This window comes from Mucilaginibacter sp. L196, assembly GCF_009765905.1.
GTDB lineage: Bacteria > Bacteroidota > Bacteroidia > Sphingobacteriales > Sphingobacteriaceae > Mucilaginibacter.
Genome location: NZ_LMUO01000015.1, coordinates 772,948 through 794,609, shown reverse-complemented (window position 1 = coordinate 794,609; position 21,662 = coordinate 772,948). Strand labels below are relative to the sequence as shown.

Sequence of the window (21,662 nt, the reverse complement as noted above, 5' to 3'; positions counted from 1 at the left end):
TGCAGTGTCATAACAGTCTTAATTCATCTCCCTTTTAATTAGCCCCACCCTTCAAACTATCAATTATGGCTTTAATATTTTGATTATAATATACGATTGAATCACGGTGGGCATTTGTATTTTCGTTTAAATCTTCTAAAGCGTAATTATATACCTTAATTCTGTATTTACAATATTTTCTTAGTGTATACACTCGTGCAGTATATTCTGCCGGAAGATCAAGTTTATCCATTGAATCGAGTACCAATAAATTTTTATCCCAGTTAGGTAGTCCATTGTTTCTTAGTGCCGAGGCTACAACATCATTAGATGAGTTTTTGGGTAATGAAAACACGTAAAGCGCTGCCGTTTCATTCGTGGCAAAATCTTTCATATAAGCGTCATACTTGATCGTATCCTTTGGGATATTTTGATAAATAACGAATGATGTGCTTAACGTTGCGATAAGAAGAAGCGATATGGTTATATATTTTAACCTTGGTTGTGATGGTTGTTTTAAACTCGGGTAAAAACTATACCCAATTGCTAAACCACTTACCAGCCCGCCAATGTGTGCCGCATTATCAATACCTTCCTTCATCCCATTCATCAGGTTATACGCCACAAAAACACCAATACTCATTAGCAATGGTTTGCGTGCCGACTTGTCAATAATATTTGTGGTTAGCATAGCCAGGAAAACGCCATACATCCCAAATATTGCTCCTGAAGCACCGGCGCTTACCGTTTGAGGATGCCAATAAATACTTGCTAAACTTGCAATTACACCAGTAAACAAATAGGCTGCTGCAAATCTGGCCCTTCCGATATAAGGTTCTAATATCAACCCTATGTATAACAGTGCATACATATTAAATAGGATATGAAATATGCCAATATGTAAAAAGGTATTGGTAATTAACCGCCACCACTGGCCTTCCAAAGTCATAACACGCAAATTTGCGCCCCAATGTAACAGGTCTAAGGTTGTAGGCTCAAAAAAGCTTACGCCCGAGGCCACCATCAATATAAATACCAGAAGATTGACATCAATAATTAATGGGGTAACGAAAAATCCCTTTCGGGGAACGAAGATTTCAAAGAAGCTTTTTATGTTATCGTTAAAGTTCGCTGGTGGCAACGCTAATCTATCCTCGTCTGTAGATTCAAACACAGGTGTTAATTCTGTCAGCTTATCATCTAATTGTTGTTCTGATAAATTGGCCTGAACATTTATGAAAGCATCTATAAATTCATTAACGTGCTTCTTATTTCTACCCCAGTCAAACATGCCACCTTTAGCATTTTTACTGACTATGTATACCCTATTATCATGTGTGGACACCTGGAAGGTTTCCATGCTTTTAAACATTCCACCACCAACAATCGCAATAAAACCACTTTTGCTGGTGTAGCTCACACTCCAACCCAAGCTTTTTACTGTTTCCAGTGCAATAGCAAGGTAGTGTTTGGGGTCAAGCCCATTTAATTCAAGGTCCTGTTCAAATTTAGGAGTAAAGCCAAATGCCATGTAATAAGTTTAAGTAATTCAGTACTAATTTATTAAACTTCACCAAAGAATGCAATCCTAATTAAAAGTTTTATTCGGCTTCCTCCATTACACCTTCAACCTGGTTAAAATTGCTTTTTACAAAATGGCACCAGTCACATTCCTTTTTACCGCAGCCGGTATTAAAATCATGCGCCATTATTTTTTTGTATACTGAGGTGATCTGTTCTGTAACTGTTTCGGTGTCTTCGGCAGTGATAAATATTTTTTCTTTGTGGTACTCGTTATCTTTTATCGGTTCCACAAAATCAAACACTGTACCCACCACCTGCCAATCGTTTGTGCGGTCGTGGTCTATTAGTATTTTGTAGAAAACAGCCTGGCGCCAATAATCGCCACCGTTGGGCTGATCATTTGTCGGACCTACCAGTTTATCTTTGGCATTTTTAAGTTTACCAGTTTTATAGTCGATAACGGTTACATTCTTGCCTTCAAACTCTATTTTATCCAGGTTACCTTTAATCGGCACACCTTGTATTTCAATATTTTTAATAGCACGTTCGGTTACAGCAACTTTGTTCCAATGCGTAATATTTTGCTCGTAGTAGGCTGGCATTATTTTTTCGCCGTAGGCAAGACGCAATTTGAATTCTTCTTTAGTAAATGAATCCCGGTTGCGGTACATATACCAGCGGAATTCCTTCATAAACTCCTCAGTAGGCGGGAATTCATCGCCCCACTCCTTCAGCTTTTTAAATGTACGGTTAAGCGCCCAATGCACCGCCTGCCCAAACGTAGCGGAAGGACTTTTACCCGATGGCACCCTGATTAAACACTGGAAATAAAACCGCAACGGGCAATCCAGGTAATTATTCAGATGTGTTACCGAAAGGGTATAATTTTGCAGGAGTTGATTGATATAGTTGGTATCCAGCAATTCAACTTTTGGCTTATCATCCACATTAAACTGGGTGGCGTAAAAGCCGATCATATCCTCTTCGCTAACCTGTGGATGTTGTACCTGTAAATGCGTATCGGCCAAAATTTCCCCTACAAATTGCGACGATTCCTGATCCTTGCCGTTTTTATCGGTACTTGAATAAGAGATCATCAAACATTGTTTAGCACGGGTAAGCGCCACATAAAATAACCTACGCGATTCTTCTTTTTGGGCGATGTCATCACCTTTAGTTTGCGTTAGGGTATCCGGATAACTGAAGCCTGTATTCCGGCCTTTGCTGTCCCACGTTTTTTTATCACAACCGATGAAAAACACATACTCATATTCCAATCCTTTTGAGCCGTGGGCGGTTAAAAAGTTGATGCCTTTTTCAGAAAATATCATTTGATTTAAGCTCAAACGGATATTATTCTTTTTCATCAGGTCGATGGTCAATATCAGGTCGCTTAGCTTTATCTCAGGATTTTTGCGGCTTTCATCTTTCAGGAAATCAAAAAAGCTAGTCAACATTTGCATGTACGTACCTTTATCTTGTTGATGCATGATGTAACGCAGGATACCCATTTTACCGATCACCTGCTGGAAGAACTGTTGCAGCGTAACGCTAACTGATTCTTTCAATAAAAAGTCAATATTGTTGATGAGGAATTTCATTTCCACATTCTGCACGGTATCAAATAAGCCCGGTTGTGTTGGTGTTCGCATTTCGCTTACGTACCTTCGTAATGATGTTTTAGGCTGATTATTAGACGCGGTCGCATAGTTTTCTTTTGCTACCGCGATGCTTGCCTTAGCCACTTCAATCGGCGCGATGCCGAAGAAATCATAATGCATGATCTCGAACAGCAATTCATCACCGCTGTAGGACGAATCCATTTCCATAGCGAGGTAGCGCAGAATCGTGATGATCTTTTCGCCGAAAGGCTGTTCCAGTATGTCAATTTTACGTTTGGTATTAACGGCTATCTTCTCAACATCTAAATATTGCAGTAATTCTTCAACCTGACTGTGATTGCGGTATATCACCGCGATTTCATTTGGCGGTGTGCCTTTTTCAATCAGTTTTTTAATCTGCATGGCAACGTCCACTACCTCTTTGCCGGGGTTTTCATATTCGCGAATGGTGGGCTGAACAGTTAGCTCACCGAAACGAGGATGCGATGCTCTTAAATCTTTATCCAGCGCAAGCTGACTGGTTAAACGCTCGTTATTGTTATTAATAAGCGCTTTGGAAATATCAAGAATTTGCTGATTTGAACGGTAATTGTGTTTAAGCACTACGGTGTGTAAGGTACTCACATAATCGTTCGCAAAATCAAGGATGTTTTTCATGTTAGCACCCTGAAATTTGAAGATGGATTGATCATCATCGCCCACCACAAAAACATTAGGGATTTCCCAGTAGTTCAGCAGAAATTTCAACAACTCATTTTGTGAACCGCTGGTATCCTGAAACTCATCAACCAAAATATACTGATAGCGCTCCTGGTATTTGCGCAATATTTCCTCGTTTTCACGGAAAGCCTTTAGCACCCAGATGATCATGTCGTCATAATCATACCAGTTATTGGTGGCCATTTTAGCCGAATAGTTTTTATACTCGTTAACAGCAGCCATCAGCTTTTGCATCGCTTCAGCAACTTTATCAATATCCTTTTGCTTCGGATCGCCAATTTTTATGCCTGCTTTGGCATTGGCTCTTTTATAGATGAATTCTTCACGATTAGGTAGGTCGTCTAAATATTCTTTTACAGCTGCCGCAATAGATTCTTCACTCCAGCCCTCACTTTTCATGGTGGAGAATAGGCGCTTTAATCGTGGTGCATCAAAATAAACATCACCTGTAAAACGCTTTAATAAATGCTCATTCGGAAATTCATCCACCAACTCGCGGAACAGCATAGCGCCATCCAGTTCCGACAATGGTTCCAGATTTAGTTTACCAAAATATTCCAGGTTTTCCTGGATGATCTCGTTACAAAAGGCGTGGAAAGTATAAATATTAACCCGGTATGCATCCGGTCCAATAAAATCAAATAAACGCTTGCGCATGGCAATAGCGCCAGCATCGGTATAAGTAAGGCAAAGTATTTCGTTGGGCAGGGCATCGGTATCGGTCAAAATTTTACCTATACGTGCCGCCAAAATCTGGGTTTTACCAGTACCCGGCCCTGCAACCACCAGCACCGGGCCATCCATTGTATTAACCGCAGCCAACTGCTCAGGGTTAAGGTTGGCTAAAGCTTCCTGAAATTTTTCGTTGTATTTATTGGCAGATGGTTGCATAGTAAGGTAAATGGATATTTCCTAATTTAAGAATGTAAGAATATAAGAATAAAAGGTAGGTGGGAGAACTATTTATTCTTTTTTAATTTATTTAACTCACTTACATCGCTTAAATCTCTTTGCCGCCCACTAACTTGTTTGTTTTTGATCAAATCATCCAAGCTAATATAACTTATTGGCAAACCATCAATATCGATGATTAATTTATTTTGATAAGCTTCGTTAAACTGAACGCCATCAATTTCATTTAAGATATCAATTCGCAAAGGCGGATAACCAATTTGAGTAATAATCCCCTTTTCTAAAAAATCTTCAATTTTTAAACCTAATGATGCCAGTCCAAATTCATTAATAACATTGAACATTTTCCGAGCGTTTTCTTCAGATACATCGATCCAAATATCTAAATCACCCGTATGTCTCGGCCTGCCGTGAAAAGCTAATGCATATCCCCCAATTATCATGTAATTAACATCATACTTGTTCAATAAGAAAACAAAGTCTTCGAAATCTTTATCAAGAGTCATGAATGAAGCTTTCTTTTTATAACAACAGATTTATCGATGCGTTGTCCCGGGGTAAGACTATGGGAGCGCAATTGCGTTACAGCCGCCATACGTTCCTGCGGAGATTTTGAAAGCCAATATAATAGATCTTCATACCCCTCATCAATATCTTTAAGTACAGACCTTCTAACTACAGGAACTATTTTCATATTCAAATTTACTATAATTCCATCAATTTTCCACTTCGCCCTCATGTGCCAGCTTAACAATATCCAGCACTTCTAAAACATGTTTATCATAACCAATCAATGTGCTATTGATCATAGCCTGGCCTACTTCCGCAAGGGTACAAACCGTTTTCGGAAAGAATTTTCGCATAATCGGAAATAACCATATAAAATACTTGTAGTAAGGCAATGTATTTTTCAATCCCTTAGTAGGCAGCATGCCGCCGGGCCTGAAATTATAAACTGCCTTAAAGGGTAGTTTCGTTAAATCATTCTCTGTCTTCCCTTTTACTCTTGCCCACATCGAACTGCCTTTTTCGGTGCTATCAGTGCTAGCTCCCGATACGTAGCAGAAAGTCATGTTAGCGTTTTGTTTAACTACCGTCTCAGCAAAGTGCATGGTAAGGGTATAGGTTAGTTTGTAATATTCAGGCTCTTTCATACCTACTGAGGAAACGCCGAGACAAAAGCAACAAGCATCATATCCTGCAAGCTGATCGGCAATGGGCGACAAATCAAAAAAATCAGCATGAATAATTTCCTTAAGCTTTGGATGGGTAAAGCCGGATGGTTTCCGGTTTACGATCAATACCTGTTCAATCTGCGGGTTGAGTAAACACTCGTGCATTACGCCCTCGCCTACCATGCCGGTTGCGCCGGTTACAATTACCTTGATTTTTTTGTCCATGATTTTATAAACTTATGCCTGCACCGTTTTTAAAGTACTCATTTATACTAACTGATAGTTTACCGCTTGGTTTTAAACGCTGTGTAATAACCTTAACTGCTGAGTGTTGCAGGTAGTCGCTGTTTTGATAAGCAACCATTAATGCGCCTGCTTTTTCAATACCCGGCAAACCGGCAATAGCATATGCATTGGCAAAAACACTTATTACCGTATTCCTGCGTGAGGCAAGCTCGGTGATGAGTTGTTTAACATATACATTATAATCAAGCTTGCTTTGCGGGCGAATACGGGTATCATGAATACTGATATAAACCTGTCCGTAGTTTTTTAATACGGTTAAAAGATTCTTCACATCACTGGCAGATTCATTTTTACTGATCATGAAAATTCGGCTATTCACGTACCAGTGCGTCAGATCCTGCTGAAATACGGTTGGTTGCATGCCACCTATGCTTATTATCGCGGTTTTAATAATCGGGTTAAGTTGCAACGAGGCTGCATTGCCTTTTAAAAGTGTAATAGCAGCATCGCTTAATTGGCTTACAAGCTCTTTTGCTGCCGGGCGGTTTAACTCAGCAACTAAATTGTTTATTGGCGTTTCGTGGTAATTATTCAGGCCTGCCCAATATTTTGCCGCCAGTACTTTTTTAACTTTGGTATCAAATTCTGCCTGCGTTATTTCATCTTTACGAATAGCCCGTCTGATTTTTTTGATGGCCAGTTCTGAGTTTGGCGATAGTTCTAAAATATCATTTCCGGCTAAAAATGCCCTTACATCGGCCTCACCATTAGGGAAATATTTCACAACGCCTCTCATTTCCATCGCGTCAGAAACCACCAGCCCTTTAAAACCCAGCGAATCCTTTAAAATACCTGTTACTATTTTGCGGGATAATGTTGATGGCAGATGTTTGGTGCTATCTAACGATGGAATATCCATATGGGCTATCATAATGCCGCTGATGCCTGCTTTTATCGCTTCGCGGAAGGGATACTCTTCTAAAGTGTCTAAACGCTCCCTGCTGAAAGGTAATAACGGCAGATCAAAGTGCGAATCTACATTGGTATCGCCGTGGCCTGGGAAATGCTTTGCCGTAGTGAGTAAGCCTTCGCTTTGCATACCGGTAAAGTAAGCTATGCCCTTAGCGGCCACATTATATTTATTATCACCAAAGGAGCGGTAACCAATCACGGGGTTATCCGGATTATTGTTAATATCCATATCGGGCCCGAAATTCATTTGCATGCCCATGCGCTTAAAATCATAAGCTACCATTTGCCCCATTTTGTAAATCAGGGTATTATCCTGTATGGCGCCTAAGGTCATTTGGTAAGGATATGAGATAGTTGAATCCAGGCGCATACCCAAACCCCATTCTCCATCCTGAGCTATGATTAATGGCACCCTTGATATTTTCTGATAACGATTGATCAACTGCGCCTGCCGCACCGGTCCTCCCTGAAAAAACACTAAACCGCCAACCTGTTCATTTTTTATGACATTAGCTACCGAATCTTCATAAGTCAACCCCAGGTTAGTATGCGCCCGCACAAAAAATAACTGCGCCACTTTTTGTCTCCGGTTAAGTTTTTTAAATACCGAATCGACCCAATGGTTTTGCTTATTTAATGATTGTATATAGCTTTCTTTTTGCGCGAATGCGCTAACGGTAATAAAATTTAAGGTTAACAATAAGCTATAAATAAAGCTTTTTCTGATAGTGGCCATGGTTCAAATGTAGGTAAAACTTAAATTGTATGGCATGGTTTTAGTTTCACCTTGTAAAAAAAATACAAAGTAAAATAAACCTTTGGTTTAATAATTACTCTATGTGTTATATTAAAATATGAAAACATGAAAAAAGTTCTTTTACTATTAGCAATGGGCCTCGTGTTTGCAGGTTCGGTTAGCGCGCAGGAATATTATTATGGCCCACGACGTGTAGTTAGACATCACAGACAAAGAGAAGAAGACAATCACGACGATTTTAATCGCGTAAGAGTTGGTGTTACAGGTGGTTTAAACCTTGCAAATACTGTAGCCGGTTATGATAATCAAGTTAGTACCGGTACAATTGCAGGTTTTAACGCGGGTTTATTTCTTGAAGTACCATTGATTTATCCACTATCTTTTGAGCCTGAAGTTTTATACTCACAAAAGGGATATAGTGCAAACACACCTGATGGACATTTTACTTCGCGTGAAGATTTTATTGATGTGCCGTTGTTAGCTAAATTTAAATTAACACCGGGGTTTAACTTCCTGATTGGCCCACAATTATCGTTCTTAACCAATACTACTAACACTTACAGTAGCGGCTTTACCGTTACAGAGCAGGATCATCAAAACAATAATAATGGCAACAACACTTTTCTTGATGGTGTAATTGGCGTTAGTTTTGACCTTAACCAGAACGTTGAGTTACGTGCACGTTATACCATAGACTTTAACCAGGGTGACGGTTACGGAGATTCATACGTACCTGATTACCGCAACCAGGTGTTTCAAATTGGCTTAGGTATTAAGTTTGACTAAATAAGATTTCAGATTAGTGATTAGGATTGTAAAGCTTGGTTTGGGTATTGTGTGATAAGAGCTTTAAATCCTGATCTGCTAATCTTTAATGGAGATTAGAGGGTAGGGTTTTATATTTAAAGGCTGGTGTTGTTGAATTTGTGTTTCATGATAGCCTTTATTTTATAACCCGATCTCTAATCTCCATTTTTTATACCTTGTGTGGCACTACCCATTATTTTTATTGATTGTTATATTTGCAAGCGTAAATCTGCCTTTAAATTAAATGATCTCCATAATAATCGCTTCGGCTGATCCCAACCAATTACAACAGGTTACCGAAAATATTGAGATCACTATTGGCGTGCCCTTTGAGATAATAGCAATTAATAACAGCGATGGCGGCAAAGGCATTTGCGAAATTTATAACAGCGGCATACAACAAGCCAGGTATAATATACTTTGCTTTATGCATGAGGATATTATTATAAAAACTGATAACTGGGGCGCGATTTTAAAAAATATTTTTGACAATAACATAGATATTGGTTTGCTCGGTGTTGTTGGAGGCAGTTATAAACCATTTACACCATCAACCTGGGAAGGATTAGGTGTAAAGAACACTTTTTGCAATATTATTCAAAGCTACAAGTACTCAAAAAAAGAAACTTATCATGACTATAGAAATCCTAAAAACAGCTTACTTGAACGTGTAGCATGTGTTGATGGTGTATGCTTGGCTACAACAAGTAAGGTTGCAACTGAATTTAAGTTTGACGAAGACACGTTCAAAGGGTTTCATGTTTATGACATTGACTATTCAATAGCCGTTGGGTCGCGTTATAAAGTAGCCGTTACTTATGAAATATTAATCAATCACCTTTCTGAAGGAAAATATAGCCGTGAATGGATGGAGGATACCTTAATATTACATAACAAATGGAAAGATTATTTGCCTATAAATGTTGGGGCTTTTACAGCCGCCGAGTGTGTTTATATGGAAAAGGTGACTTTTAAAGAATTTATAAAAAGGCTGGTTGCGTTAAAATTCCCATCCGGCATTGCTTACGCTGTACTAAAGAATAAATTTTATAAAAAATCGGGGCTTTACTGGAAGTTGAAATATTATGTGTTTAAAACGTATTTTTTCGGGTGATCACCGGCGCTGATATATTAATCTTCAAGTTTTAATATCTTATCCTTATTAGGCCTAACATAGGAATACCAATAATTCTTGGCTTTATACCCCCATATATATTTATATAGCGCCTTCTTTTTCCAATTTTGAAAAAAGAAAAGTACATCTGCATGCTTTTTTAAGAAAAGATAAAAGCTTATGGCAGTAAAAGAATTAAATCTTCCAATATATAGTTGATAAAGCGTTTTAACAAATTCCGGATTTTTGTTTTCCTGATAACTTAAACAATGTTCAAGCCATCGTTTTTCGTTTAACAACTTTTTTGTTATTGATGCAGCCCCAAGTTTTCTTTTTTCAACTTTGCTTAGATCCAGCAAATCTGTATTGCTACCCTTATGCTGTCTATACTGCACCAAACAATCCGGTATAAAATCTATCTTTCCAACATTGGTAGCTACGTAAGCTAACCACCAATCATGATAAAAACCTTTTTTAAAAGGTAGGGCATGTTTTATGAGATCGCGCCTGACAAGCATTGCATGGCCCGACACACAGTTGTCTAACAAAAAAGGTTCAGGCCTGTCTCCACGATAAAATTTAAAGATGTCAGACATTTTTTTACCCATCAAATTATTATCATCATCAATAAATTCCGAATCGTGATAAACAAATTGACTATCCTTAATAGCGGCAACAGTTAGTTCTACTTTATTCGGATGCCATAAATCATCCTGGTCACAAAACGAAATATATTCGCCTTTACAGTATCCTAAAGCAGTTTCAAAATTTCTCAGGAAACCTACATTTATTTCATTCCTGTAAACAGTAAAACCAGGATATTTTTTAGCATAATTTAAAAGGATATTATGTGTGTTATCACTTGAGCAATCATCTACGGCAATAATCTCTAAATTATGATAGGTTTGAGCCAGCAAAGTATCTATCTGTTGGGATAGATATTTTTCACCATTATAAGTACATAAAGCTATTGAAACCAGCGGCAAATTTTCCATATAAAACGGTGATAGCTATATAGTGTACCCTTGTTGCTTAAATATATCCTTCCAAAAATCAATATGCTTGTCCCATGCATGGCAGCCAAATGGCAGCTGACTATTATTAATTTTATAAGCCCGCCCGGGTGCCATCTCAAAAGCAAATTTCAGGGCTGTTGCATAATCAGGTATGTTTAATACTCTTTTTTTACGATTCACCTCAATTCCCCAAAAAGCATCTTCATTAAAATGATGCGTGGTATGCTTATTATATTCAATTATTTTCTCGCGGTGCTCTACGCATATTTTATAAAACAAAGGCACATGCCTCAACGAAAACCCACCATTCCCTACACTATCATCAAATTGCTTTTTGCTAGGCAATCCGTGTTTCTTAATATCATAGCGTTTAGCAAAATATTGTAATCCTTTTGACAGTGTGGCTATAATTATATTCGGGTATTGTTTTTTTCGCATCCAAGGTGCGCCTATATAATCAAAATCCTGGTTACACCAATAAAGCAACTCATCTTTAAAAACAAATGCATCTAACTGGTATAGTAAAACGTACTTGTAGTCAATAAACTTATCATAAAATTCAGCAGAAAGCATTAGCCTATTGTAGCCTTGTACATTAGCAAAAAAACTATTATTAAAAGAGGTAATCTTAGAAAAAGGATATTGAGTAATAGTTTCAGGTAAAACCAGCCTCTCGGGCTTTATGGCTATGATAGTATGGTTACCTAAAATTTTAAAACATTGATGTAGTGATACACTTTCGTTGTGTAATAATTCTTCCCTATAAAAGGGTATTATTACGGCTACTTTTTTTTCCATTGTATAATACCTGCTAAAATAGGGCTTACGTAAACAAGTACTTATCTTTGCATCGAAAGATTTACAATTAGAGCTTATTCACAATAAAAATACAGCTCAATTTAGTTAAACAACCAATGAATTCAATAAAAAACAATATCTCTTTATTGGTTGGGTTAAAAAATAACCTGGAATACAGCAAGAACTTTTATTATACCACACGCGAATTATACCCGGATGTTGAAATTGTATTTACAAGCTATAACAGTACCGATGGCACACATGAATGGATAAATTCATTACAGGATAAAAATCTTATTTATTTCATTTCTACCGAAGACAAAACCTTTTCGGATACCTTTAACAAATGCACACAACTGGCAACCCGTGAATATGTGACTTTTGCACATAATGATGTGGTACTTACACCCGGATTTATCGAGAACATGGAAAAGCATGTTGCCGAGCAATTAGTAATTTATTACACTACCATTGAACCGCCCATATTTTCGGGTGATGAACGACCGGGAAAAATTGTTAAAGATTTTGGCGCTGATGTTGATACATTGGATAAAAACGGCTTATATCAATTCGCGCTTGAGATACAGCAGAAAAATAAAGATGCTATTATTCCAGATGCCGGCACCTCGTTTTTTTTATGTGCCAACAGGCAGGTACTGTTAACTATTGGCGGCCTCGACCCTTTATATAACCCGATGTTTTGTGAGGATGATGACCTGATTTTAAGGTTACGATTATCCGGGTTAAAAACGCTTACCCTGCTTGATGCTATTTGTTATCACTTTGTGAGTAAAACTTCACGCTTTTCTGAGGAGTATCAAAACAGAACGGCACAAATTGAAGCAAACTCCAATAAAAACTTTGTGCGCAAGTGGGGATTTAAAAACTCATCACCCATAAAAAACAAGTATGATATTGGCCTGGTGGTACAAAACGGCAATGAAAATTTGCTTGCAAAACTAGAGCCATGGTGCTCGGTAATATATATTGATGTTGATGCTTCGGATTATATTAATAAGGAACAGCCAAATACAAACATCATCCTAAAAAACAGGATCAAACCCTTAAATTCGGCTAAAAATAATGATGTTTTAATAACGCTGGATGGAAATGATGTTAACGAAAAAACATTCAATAAGCTTCAGCGTATTAATGAAATCATCACCAAACAAATAAACGCACCTGCCACTTTTTTTGAAAAATTATTTAAAAAGGACCGGTTTAATTTAAAATTCAGCATTTTTACCATCCGGATACTTAAACCCGCAACTCACGAAAAGCAACTTATTAATTCCCCTCAGTAATGTTTTTTACACGAAAAAAAATAAAAATATCATACGGCATTACCGTTTGTAACGAATCGGTTGAACTGAGTAAACTACTTGCTATGCTGATCCCTATTATTGATGAGGATGATGAGATTATTATTTTGCAGGATGTAACCAATAAAGATGCCCCCACTACCGAGGTAATTGATAATTACAGAAGCAAGGTGGTTGTTATTGAATCCAGGCTTAACAATGATTTTGCTACATTTAAAAACAAGCTTATAGCACATGCCAAAGGCGATTACTTGTTTCAGATTGATGCTGATGAGATACCGAAGGAGACTTTAGTGAGGCAGATTAAAAAGATATTAAGGCAAAAAAGTAAGCGCGACTGTTTTTTGGTGCCGAGAATAAATATTGTGAATGGCTTAACCACCGAACATATAAACCAGTGGAAGTGGAATATTGACGAGAACAACCGCGTAAACTTCCCGGACTACCAATTCAGGATATTTAAATTAAATGGGGTAATAAAATGGAAAAATGCTGTGCACGAAGAAGTGATAGGTTATAAAAAGCATTTTTACCTGCCATCAAAAAACGAAGATTATTGCCTGATACATATTAAGGATATTAATAAACAGGTACTGCAAAACAATTTTTACGATACTATTGCTACATAAGCAGTACAATGACCAGATAGATTTTGAGAAAAAAAATAGCCTTTATTGTGCAGCGCTATGGTTTGGAAGTTAACGGCGGCGCCGAATACCACTGCCGGATTATAGCTGAAAAGTTAAAAGATATTTATGATGTTGAGGTGCTTACCTCATGCGCCAAAGATTATTTATCGTGGAAGAATGAGTATACTGAGGGAATTAGTATTGTAAATGACATAACCGTACGCAGATTTGCAGTGGAGGAATCAAGAAACTGGAAAAAATTCAACTCATTGAGCCGGCTATTAATTGGTAAACGAAGGCTATATCAAAAAGCCTTACGCTTGTTTGGTTTATTAAATGCCTTTGAAAAGGTGCAACCTACAGATGCTATCCAAAAAAAGGAAGAGGAATGGATAAAATGCCAGGGGCCTTATATACCAACCCTTGTCAATTATCTTACCGGGAATCAGTCCCACTACGATGCGCTTATATTTTTCACCTATTTATATTACCCTACTGTATTTGGGATGAATGCAGCGCCGAAAAAATCAATTTTGGTACCAACTGCGCATGACGAACCACCTATTTACTTAAATATATTCAAGGAATTTTTTAAAAAGCCCGCTGCTATACTTTATAATACTTTAAGTGAGAAGCATTTTGTGAATCAGCAATTTCATAACGAAGCCATATTTTCAGAAATTGTTGGTGTGGGGATTGATCCACCGAAAGAGATAGCGCCACAAATTATTGATGATATAATAAAACCCGGAGATCCGTTTTTGATATACATTGGCCGCGTTGATCCATCAAAAGGTTGCGGTACACTGTTTGATTATTTTTCGGCCTATAAAAAAACGTCGAATAGCAATTTAAAGCTGGTTGTTGTGGGTGAGCTATTTATGGATGCACCTGCCAATCCGGATATTATATTAACTGGCTTTGTAGCTGATGATATTAAAACCTCGTTGCTTTTAAAGGCTAAAGCTTTGGTTATCCCATCGCTGTACGAAAGCCTGTCGTTAGTAACATTGGAAAGCATGGCTTATGGCGTGCCGGTTATAGCCAATGAGAAATGTGAAGTTTTAAAGGGCCACATTAATAACAGCAATGCCGGATTCTTATTTAATGATTATCAGAGTTTCAAAAACTCGTTGGATGCCATACTTAAACCGGATTTTGACACTGTTATTTTAAGCCACAACGCTAAAAAATACGTTGCCGACAATTATAGCTGGCCGGTTACTATCGAAAAATATAAAAAAGCTATTGATTATATCAGTCCCCGTTAAAGGTTTGCATATTGATAAGCCTTTTGTACAAGCCATCCTGGCTTAACAATTCCTGGTGAGTGCCTTGCTGCACAACTTTACCGCTCTCTAACACAAGAATCAAATCCGCGTTTTGTATGGTGCTTAAACGGTGTGCTATAATTAATGAGGTACGGTTTTTCATCAGGTTGTTTAAGGCATCCTGTACCAATTTTTCCGATTCAGTATCTAATGCAGATGTAGCCTCATCCAACAACATGATAGGCGGATTAGCCAGTACCGCACGGGCTATACAAATACGCTGTTTTTGCCCACCTGATAGTTTGGTACCGCGGTCGCCGATATTGGTTTCGTAGCCTTTTTCTGTTTCGATGATGAAGTTATGGGCATTGGCAATTTTAGCAGCCGCCATTACCTCCTCCATAGTTGCATCGGTTTTACCAAATGCAATGTTGCCGAAAATAGAATCGTTAAATAATATCGACTCCTGGTTTACTATACCCAGTAAACCTCTTACCGAATCAACCGTAACGGTTGCTATATCAACCCCATCAATTAATACCTGCCCTGATTGTGGCACGATGAAACGCGGTATCAGATCAATCAAAGTAGATTTACCACCACCCGACGGGCCAACCAGTGCAATGGTTTTTCCTTTCGGAACGGTTATATTAATGTTTTGTAAAATTTTCTTATCACCGTAGGCGAAAGAAACATCTTTAAATTCAACGGCTTGTTTAAATTCGCCGATGGGTTTAGCATTAGGCACATCAACAATAGCGGGTTTTTCATCCAAAAGTGCTAATACTCGCTCGCCTGCCGCTATGCCCGAGTGTATTCCGCTAAAGGAATCAGAAATAGCTTTAGCCGGGCGCATTACTTGTGAAAATATAGCTATGTAGGCAATAAACTGCCCGGCGTTAAGATCTGATTTATGGTTGAGGATAAGATAGCCCCCATATAACACTATACAGGAGATCATGGTTACTGATAGCGTCTCGGAGACCGGCGAGGCAGACTGCTGCCGCCTGGCCATTGAACGCATTATTTTTGAATATTTGACGTTCTCGTTATCAAAACGATTTTTGATAAAATTGGTGGCATTAAACGCTTTTATAATCCTAACTCCCGATAGTGCCTCATCAAGATAACTAATCATGTTACCATAAGTTTGCTGCGCTGCTATCGCTTGTGATTTAAGCTTCTTAACTATTTTGGAGATAATAAAGGCTGATACAGGCACCACCATCAGCGAATAAAGGGTAAGCTTGGTTGAATAAATGAACAGCATTACCATAAATGCAATCAGGGTAATTGGCTCCTTAAATATTACCTGCAATGTACCGGTAACCGAGTATTGTACCACCTGTACATCTGATGCGATTTTTGATATAATATCGCCTTTACGCTCGTTATTAAAAAAGCCCAGGTGCATATCCATTACATTATTAAAAACCCTGCGACGAAGATTTAACAGTGTATGTACCCGAAGATTTTCCATAGTGCGGGCAGATAGGTATCTGAAAAAATTACCTAAAAATATGGTTACTATCAGCGTCATACATACAAACTGCAATGCGCCCCAGGCACCATGCGTACGTATAAAGTAGTCCATGTAATAATTAAACCAGCCGGTAACATCTAAAGCGCTTTTTGGCATAGCGTGTACAACATGCGTTGCACTACTATCTGCAGAAAAAAGCGTGTTCATAAGCGGTGTTAACAAGGTAAACACCGTTGTACTAAAAACTACATAAAGCAGGGTAAATATAATGTATGGTATGGCGTACTTTTCGATGGGTTTTGCAAAAGAGAGTAGCCTGAAATATGTCTTCATCAAATAATTAAATAAAAGAATGCAAATCTAAAGTAATTAGCTAATTAACGCTATAATTAAATTGTCATTATAAACCGAGGCATTCATCGTATAATTTCAGATACTGGCGGGCCGTTTTCTGCCAATCAAATTGCATGGCATGGGTAATAACTTTTTGCTGCATATCATTGGTTTTAAACGCTTCCATGCCTTTCGCGAAAGCGCTTTGCATAACTTCCGGCTCAAAGTTTTCAAAGTAGAAAGCGGCATCACCACCAATTTCGGGCAGCGAGGTATGGGTTGACAGGAAAACCGGCTTGCCAAAATGCATGGCCTCAATAACCGGTAAGCCAAAGCCCTCGGCTATGGATGGAAAAACAAAGGCCTCGCAGTTTTTATAATACCAGGCTTTATCGTCCTCGCTTATCGGGCCGGTTATTTTAACCCTATCGGCAACGCCAAACTTTTGCGCTTCTTCCATTATCACACTTTTATAGGGTGTTTCTACACCTGCTATAATCAATTCGTAATCGTTACCTACCAATAAAGGCGGTAATACATGGAAATTCTTTTTTGGGGCTACAAATCCTATAGTATATAAAAATGCTTTTTTAGGTTGATATTTTGGTGTATGGCCTTCGGTAACCTGTAATTGATCGGCACCATTGTATATCACGCTCACCTTACCTTCAGCCTCCGGAAAATATTTTAAAATATCCTTAGCTACAAAATTTGATATGGTTACAATCTTATCGCAAGCATTTATATAGCCTCTTAATTTATTAAGGTGTTTTTCTATTTTTTTTGAAGATTTACGCTGCTCGTGTACCGGGTTAATATCGTGTATGGTTAATATTTTTTTGCCTTTTACCTTTTGTGGCTTTAACCTGCAATACTGGTCGGTAAAATGGATCAGCTCAAATCGTTTCGGCTCAGGGAAAAATAGTTTATGAAGCTTTGACAGGTATACGAGGCTTACTTTCCGGTTAAATAAGTACGTCGACCTTTTATGTACATAGTAGTACAGCCTGTAACGTGCTTTATTTTGAGTCAATATCGCATCGCCCAGGCTTTTCCCGAAGGAGAAAAAACCAGAGTTTGGATATTTCATGGAATCGAAGGTGAGCAGTATGGATGGTTTTGACACTATATTAATATGTATTGATCCTGTAAATATTCGCTTTTTTATCTAAACAAATAATTTTCGGGCAAATAATTAAATAACTTGTGGTAATTTATTTTCATTTGCACTGCAATGGCATTAAAAACCGCTCCCGATATTTTATCATCTTTAAACAGCGATAACTTTAAATCGGTCGCGAGGGCTTTAACCATTGTTGAGAATAACCTGCGTGGTGCCGATGAGCTTTTAAAAAGTCTGCGTTTTATTAACCCCACACCTATTATAGGTATAACAGGGCCTCCGGGGGCAGGTAAAAGCACACTTGTTAACGCGCTTATTGGTGATCTTATCGCTAAGGATAATAAAGTAGCTATTTTAGCTATTGACCCCACCTCCCCTTTTAACTTCGGATCTTTATTGGGCGACAGGATACGGATGTCGGCTTATTTTAATCACCCTAAAGTTTATATACGTTCGCTGGCTACACGCGGATCATTAGGCGGATTATCTGCAAAAACAATTGAGATGACCGATGTGCTGCGTGCCGCCGGATTTGATTATATTTTTGTGGAAACAGTTGGTGTTGGCCAAAGCGAAGTGGAGATTGCTGGCCTTGCTGATGTTACCCTGGTGGTATTAGTGCCCGAGAGTGGCGACGAGATACAAAACATTAAATCAGGCCTGATGGAGATTGCAGATGCCTTTATCGTTAATAAAGCTGATCGCGAGGGCGCAGATATTTTTGCCAATAACCTTAAAAAACTAACTGATCGGGTTCCGGTTTTTAAAAGTGTGGCATCACAGGCAGATGGAGTTGGCGCTATTATTAATTTCATTGCATCTGCCGCAAATAAAAAACATCATCGCAAGGAAATGTTACTTGCTGATAAAGCCTACAAGTTGATTCAGCAAAAGAGAATGGCTACTATCGACAAAAAAAAGCTTCAGCAAGATATTGCCAAAGCTTTAGTTGATCCTGAATTTAATCTGTATAAATTTTTGGATGAATATTATTAGCATAGCGTAGAAACTCACCCCTGCTATTGCGCGTCTCCTTCGCGCCCCCCAGGAAGGGGAACTTAGAGCTTAAGAATTCATTATTAATTCAATTTCATCACCATCGATTGGGATATCCGCCATCAGGTCGATATTTCCGTCTTTGGTAATTAATATATTGTTCTCCAGCCTGATGCCTAAGCTTTCTTGTGGTATGTAGATGCCCGGCTCGCAGGTTAAAATATTTCCAACTTCAAAAGGTTTGTATCTACTGGCAAAATCATGCACATCTAACCCTAAATGATGCGATGTACCATGCATAAAGTACCTTTTATATGCAGGCATTTTAGGGTCTTGTTTTTCAACATCGTGTTTATCCAATAAGCCCAAGCCGATTAATTCACTGGTCATTATTTTACCAACTTCATCATGGTAATCATTCCATATGGCACCGGCTACAATTAGCTTTGTGGCTTCACGCATTACCTTTAATACCGCATCATAAACCTGGCGCTGGCGTTTTGTAAAACGGCCGTTCACGGGTATCGAGCGACTCATGTCGGCATTATAGTTCGCGTACTCGGCGCCAAAGTCGAACAAGATCACATCGCCATCATTACAAACCTGGTTATTGTCGATATAATGCAGCACTATGGCATTTTTACCGGATGCTATTATAGGTGAGTATGCATGCCCGGTTGCACGTTGCCTTAAAAACTCATGCGTTATTTCGGCCTCAATTTCATATTCGGCAACCCCTGGTTTTACAAATTTAAGTATGCGGATAAAGGCATCGCGGGTAATAGCGCAAGCCTTTTTAGTCAGCTCGATCTCAATTTCAGATTTCACTACCCGCAGATCACGCATAATTGGAGCCGATCGCTGATAATGATGCAATGGATATTGTACGCGCAATTTATCCAGCATACGAAGGTCGCGGTACGGCACATCAAAGCTAAAACGATCATTTTCGTTTGTATTGATATAGATGTTCTCCGCGTAATTTATAATGCTATGTAAAATAGCGTCAAATTCACTCAGCCAAAACACACTGTCAATGCCCGATGCCTGTTTTGCCTCCTCTTTAGTGTACTTATGTCCTTCCCAAACAGCAATATGTTCACTGGTTTGTCTTAAAAACAGTACTTCTCTGTATAGTGTATTAGGACAATCAGGAAATAAAATTAATATACTTTGCTCCTGATCGATACCTGTGAGATAAAAAAAGTCAGCATTTTGTTTAAATACAAAAGTTTGATCCCCGCTACGTGGAAACTCATCATTTGCATTGAAAATAGCTATGGATGAGGGCTTTAATCTCGAAACGAAATTTTTTCTATTATAGAGAAAAAGCTGCTGATTTACAGGTAGATATTTCATATTAGGTGTATTTATCAACTTTATTTAAACAATCTTTTTACTTTATTTGTATAAGTAATATGATTTTTGGAACAAAATTTGGTAATCGTTTCAAACATAATTACTAATTTTGAAAAAAAATCACAATTAAATTGTTTAATCTTAAAACTATGAACTATTCTACATTAAAGAAAACAGTAGCATTGTCGGTTGTAAGTTTGATGGCTGTAGGAATCGCTAGCGCGCAGACTACAACTACAGATACAACTAAGACATCTTCTGACATGTCTTCAGCCAAGGTATTTGGTGGAGCAAAACAGTACAGAACATTTAGCATTGGTATTAACGGTGGTGTTACTGGTGACGCACTTTTAACTGGTAGCCGCAATAACGGTTTTTCAAAAGCAGTTATTGATTACGGTTACGGCCTTTCGTTAAAACAACAATGGGCTCAATCATGGTCAACTCAATTAGATTTGACAGGTGGCCAGGTTAAAGGTAACAATGGTAGCAACAACCCAGGTGCCTACAAAACCAATTTCTACCAAGAAACTTTAAACGGTAGCTATAACTTTGCAAGCATTGATATGGACTACTTACACCGCCAAAGAACTGTAAACTTTTACTTAAAAGGTGGTGCAGGTTTAGCTCAGTACCGCCCTACAGGTACACTTGCTAACGGAACAGCAATTGATTTTGACAATGCTGACGGAAGCAAACATTACATCAGCAACTTAGTACTTGATGCAGGTGCAGGTGTTAATTTCCGCCTTTCTAATGTTGTTGCATTAAACTTAGGTTACACTGAGAACTTTATTGATGCTAACAACTTTGACGGAACTAACTCAGGTTATCCTCAAAAAGATCACTATGCTTACGGTTACGCAGGTTTAGAGTTCACTTTAGGTACAAAATCAAAACCAGCTTTAGCTTGGGCTAACCCAGTTGCAATGATGTATGATGAATTATATGATGCAGCATTACGTCAAGAAGTTGAAGCTTTAAAAGGTCGTGTAACTAACGTTGAAACTGCAGTTGCTGACTTGAAGAAAGATTCTGATGGTGACGGTGTATCTGATCAATTTGACAAATGCCCTAACACTCCTGCTGGTAGCGTGGTTGATGGTTCTGGTTGCGTTATTGTATTCCCTAAGGATACAGTTAAAATGGACTCAGTTAAAGCATCTCCTTTCTCTAACATCCAGTTTGAATTTGATAGCTCAGTATTAAGAACTTCATCTTACCCAGCGTTAGATGCTAGCTCATCTGATCTACGTGCTTCTGGTAAAACTATCACTTTAGCTGGTTACGCTTCATCTGAAGGTACTGCTGCTCACAACATGCGTCTATCTAAAGACCGTGCTGAATCAGTAAAAACTTACCTTGTTAACTCAGGTGTTGAAGCTAAACATTTAAAAATCAAAGCTTACGGTGAAACTCATCCAATAGCTGACAATTCAACAGAAGAAGGCCGCGTGGCTAACCGTCGTGTTGAATTCCACCAATAATTATTAGATAAAATAAT

General features: G+C 38.3%; 17 protein-coding genes. 7 read left to right on the top strand and 10 right to left on the bottom strand.

Annotation, left to right across the window (positions count from 1 at the left end; all coding sequences use genetic code 11):
• Window positions 1–34 precede the first annotated feature (34 nt).
• The 5 genes from GSQ74_RS14400 to GSQ74_RS14380 form a co-directional block, all read right to left on the bottom strand.
• Entirely contained in the window at window positions 35–1,510 is a 1,476-nt protein-coding gene (locus GSQ74_RS14400) for a rhomboid family intramembrane serine protease (protein WP_158994435.1), read from the bottom strand.
• 70 nt (window positions 1,511–1,580) lie between these two features.
• Window positions 1,581–4,736, bottom strand: a complete 3,156-nt coding sequence (locus tag GSQ74_RS14395) for an ATP-dependent DNA helicase (RefSeq protein ID WP_158994434.1) — start codon at window positions 4,734–4,736, stop codon at window positions 1,581–1,583.
• 68 nt (window positions 4,737–4,804) lie between these two features.
• A complete protein-coding gene (locus GSQ74_RS14390) occupies window positions 4,805–5,263 on the bottom strand; it encodes a DUF6036 family nucleotidyltransferase (RefSeq protein WP_254060892.1) in 459 nt (152 codons plus the stop codon).
• 210 nt (window positions 5,264–5,473) lie between these two features.
• A complete protein-coding gene (locus GSQ74_RS14385) occupies window positions 5,474–6,157 on the bottom strand; it encodes an NAD-dependent epimerase/dehydratase family protein (RefSeq protein WP_158994432.1) in 684 nt (227 codons plus the stop codon).
• Window positions 6,158–6,161: 4 nt separating this feature from the next.
• A complete protein-coding gene (locus GSQ74_RS14380) occupies window positions 6,162–7,886 on the bottom strand; it encodes a glycoside hydrolase family 3 protein (protein WP_158994430.1) in 1,725 nt (574 codons plus the stop codon).
• A 126-nt stretch (window positions 7,887–8,012) separates the two neighbouring features.
• Between GSQ74_RS14380 and GSQ74_RS14375 the strand changes: the two genes are divergently transcribed.
• Together GSQ74_RS14375 and GSQ74_RS14370 are read left to right on the top strand one after the other, a co-directional pair.
• Complete coding sequence (locus GSQ74_RS14375; RefSeq protein WP_158994428.1) at window positions 8,013–8,693, top strand: porin family protein; 681 nt, start codon at window positions 8,013–8,015, stop codon at window positions 8,691–8,693.
• A 265-nt stretch (window positions 8,694–8,958) separates the two neighbouring features.
• Complete coding sequence (locus tag GSQ74_RS14370; protein WP_158994426.1) at window positions 8,959–9,828, top strand: glycosyltransferase; 870 nt, start codon at window positions 8,959–8,961, stop codon at window positions 9,826–9,828.
• 17 nt (window positions 9,829–9,845) lie between these two features.
• Here GSQ74_RS14370 and GSQ74_RS14365 read toward each other — a convergent pair whose 3' ends face one another.
• Together GSQ74_RS14365 and GSQ74_RS14360 are read right to left on the bottom strand one after the other, a co-directional pair.
• Window positions 9,846–10,823: a glycosyltransferase family 2 protein gene (locus tag GSQ74_RS14365; RefSeq protein ID WP_158994425.1), complete on the bottom strand. Its 978-nt coding sequence runs from the start codon at window positions 10,821–10,823 to the stop codon at window positions 9,846–9,848.
• Window positions 10,824–10,838: 15 nt separating this feature from the next.
• A complete protein-coding gene (locus GSQ74_RS14360; protein ID WP_158994423.1) occupies window positions 10,839–11,642 on the bottom strand; it encodes a DUF5672 family protein in 804 nt (267 codons plus the stop codon).
• A gap of 116 nt (window positions 11,643–11,758) precedes the next feature.
• Here GSQ74_RS14360 and GSQ74_RS14355 point away from each other — a divergent pair, with 116 nt between their 5' ends.
• Genes GSQ74_RS14355 through GSQ74_RS14345 form a run of 3 tightly spaced genes read left to right on the top strand, consistent with a single transcriptional unit; the run spans window position 11,759 to window position 14,864 of the window.
• Window positions 11,759–12,946, top strand: coding sequence for a glycosyltransferase family 2 protein (locus GSQ74_RS14355; RefSeq protein ID WP_158994421.1), 1,188 nt, complete (start codon window positions 11,759–11,761; stop codon window positions 12,944–12,946).
• Complete coding sequence (locus GSQ74_RS14350; protein WP_158994419.1) at window positions 12,946–13,593, top strand: glycosyltransferase; 648 nt, start codon at window positions 12,946–12,948, stop codon at window positions 13,591–13,593. The genes GSQ74_RS14355 and GSQ74_RS14350 overlap by 1 nt, the downstream gene beginning before the upstream one ends.
• Before the next feature lie 23 nt (window positions 13,594–13,616).
• Window positions 13,617–14,864, top strand: a complete 1,248-nt coding sequence (locus GSQ74_RS14345) for a glycosyltransferase family 4 protein (protein ID WP_158994417.1) — start codon at window positions 13,617–13,619, stop codon at window positions 14,862–14,864.
• Here the strand turns inward: GSQ74_RS14345 and GSQ74_RS14340 are convergent.
• Complete coding sequence (locus tag GSQ74_RS14340) at window positions 14,851–16,680, bottom strand: ABC transporter ATP-binding protein (RefSeq protein ID WP_158994415.1); 1,830 nt, start codon at window positions 16,678–16,680, stop codon at window positions 14,851–14,853. The genes GSQ74_RS14345 and GSQ74_RS14340 overlap by 14 nt on opposite strands.
• 67 nt (window positions 16,681–16,747) lie before the next feature.
• Window positions 16,748–17,806, bottom strand: a complete 1,059-nt coding sequence (locus tag GSQ74_RS14335) for a glycosyltransferase family 1 protein (RefSeq protein ID WP_158994413.1) — start codon at window positions 17,804–17,806, stop codon at window positions 16,748–16,750.
• A 108-nt stretch (window positions 17,807–17,914) separates the two neighbouring features.
• Here GSQ74_RS14335 and meaB point away from each other — a divergent pair, with 108 nt between their 5' ends.
• Window positions 17,915–18,799 carry a methylmalonyl Co-A mutase-associated GTPase MeaB gene (gene meaB, locus GSQ74_RS14330; protein WP_158994411.1) on the top strand — a complete coding sequence of 295 codons (885 nt, stop codon included), beginning with the start codon at window positions 17,915–17,917 and terminating at the stop codon, window positions 18,797–18,799.
• Between the two features lie 69 nt (window positions 18,800–18,868).
• On the opposite strand, the gene GSQ74_RS14325 is transcribed toward meaB, so the two are convergent.
• Entirely contained in the window at window positions 18,869–20,158 is a 1,290-nt protein-coding gene (locus GSQ74_RS14325; RefSeq protein WP_158994409.1) for an aminopeptidase P N-terminal domain-containing protein, read from the bottom strand.
• 149 nt (window positions 20,159–20,307) lie between these two features.
• Between GSQ74_RS14325 and GSQ74_RS14320 the strand changes: the two genes are divergently transcribed.
• Window positions 20,308–21,645, top strand: coding sequence for an OmpA family protein (locus tag GSQ74_RS14320; RefSeq protein ID WP_158994407.1), 1,338 nt, complete (start codon window positions 20,308–20,310; stop codon window positions 21,643–21,645).
• The last annotated feature ends 17 nt before the right edge of the window (window positions 21,646–21,662 follow it).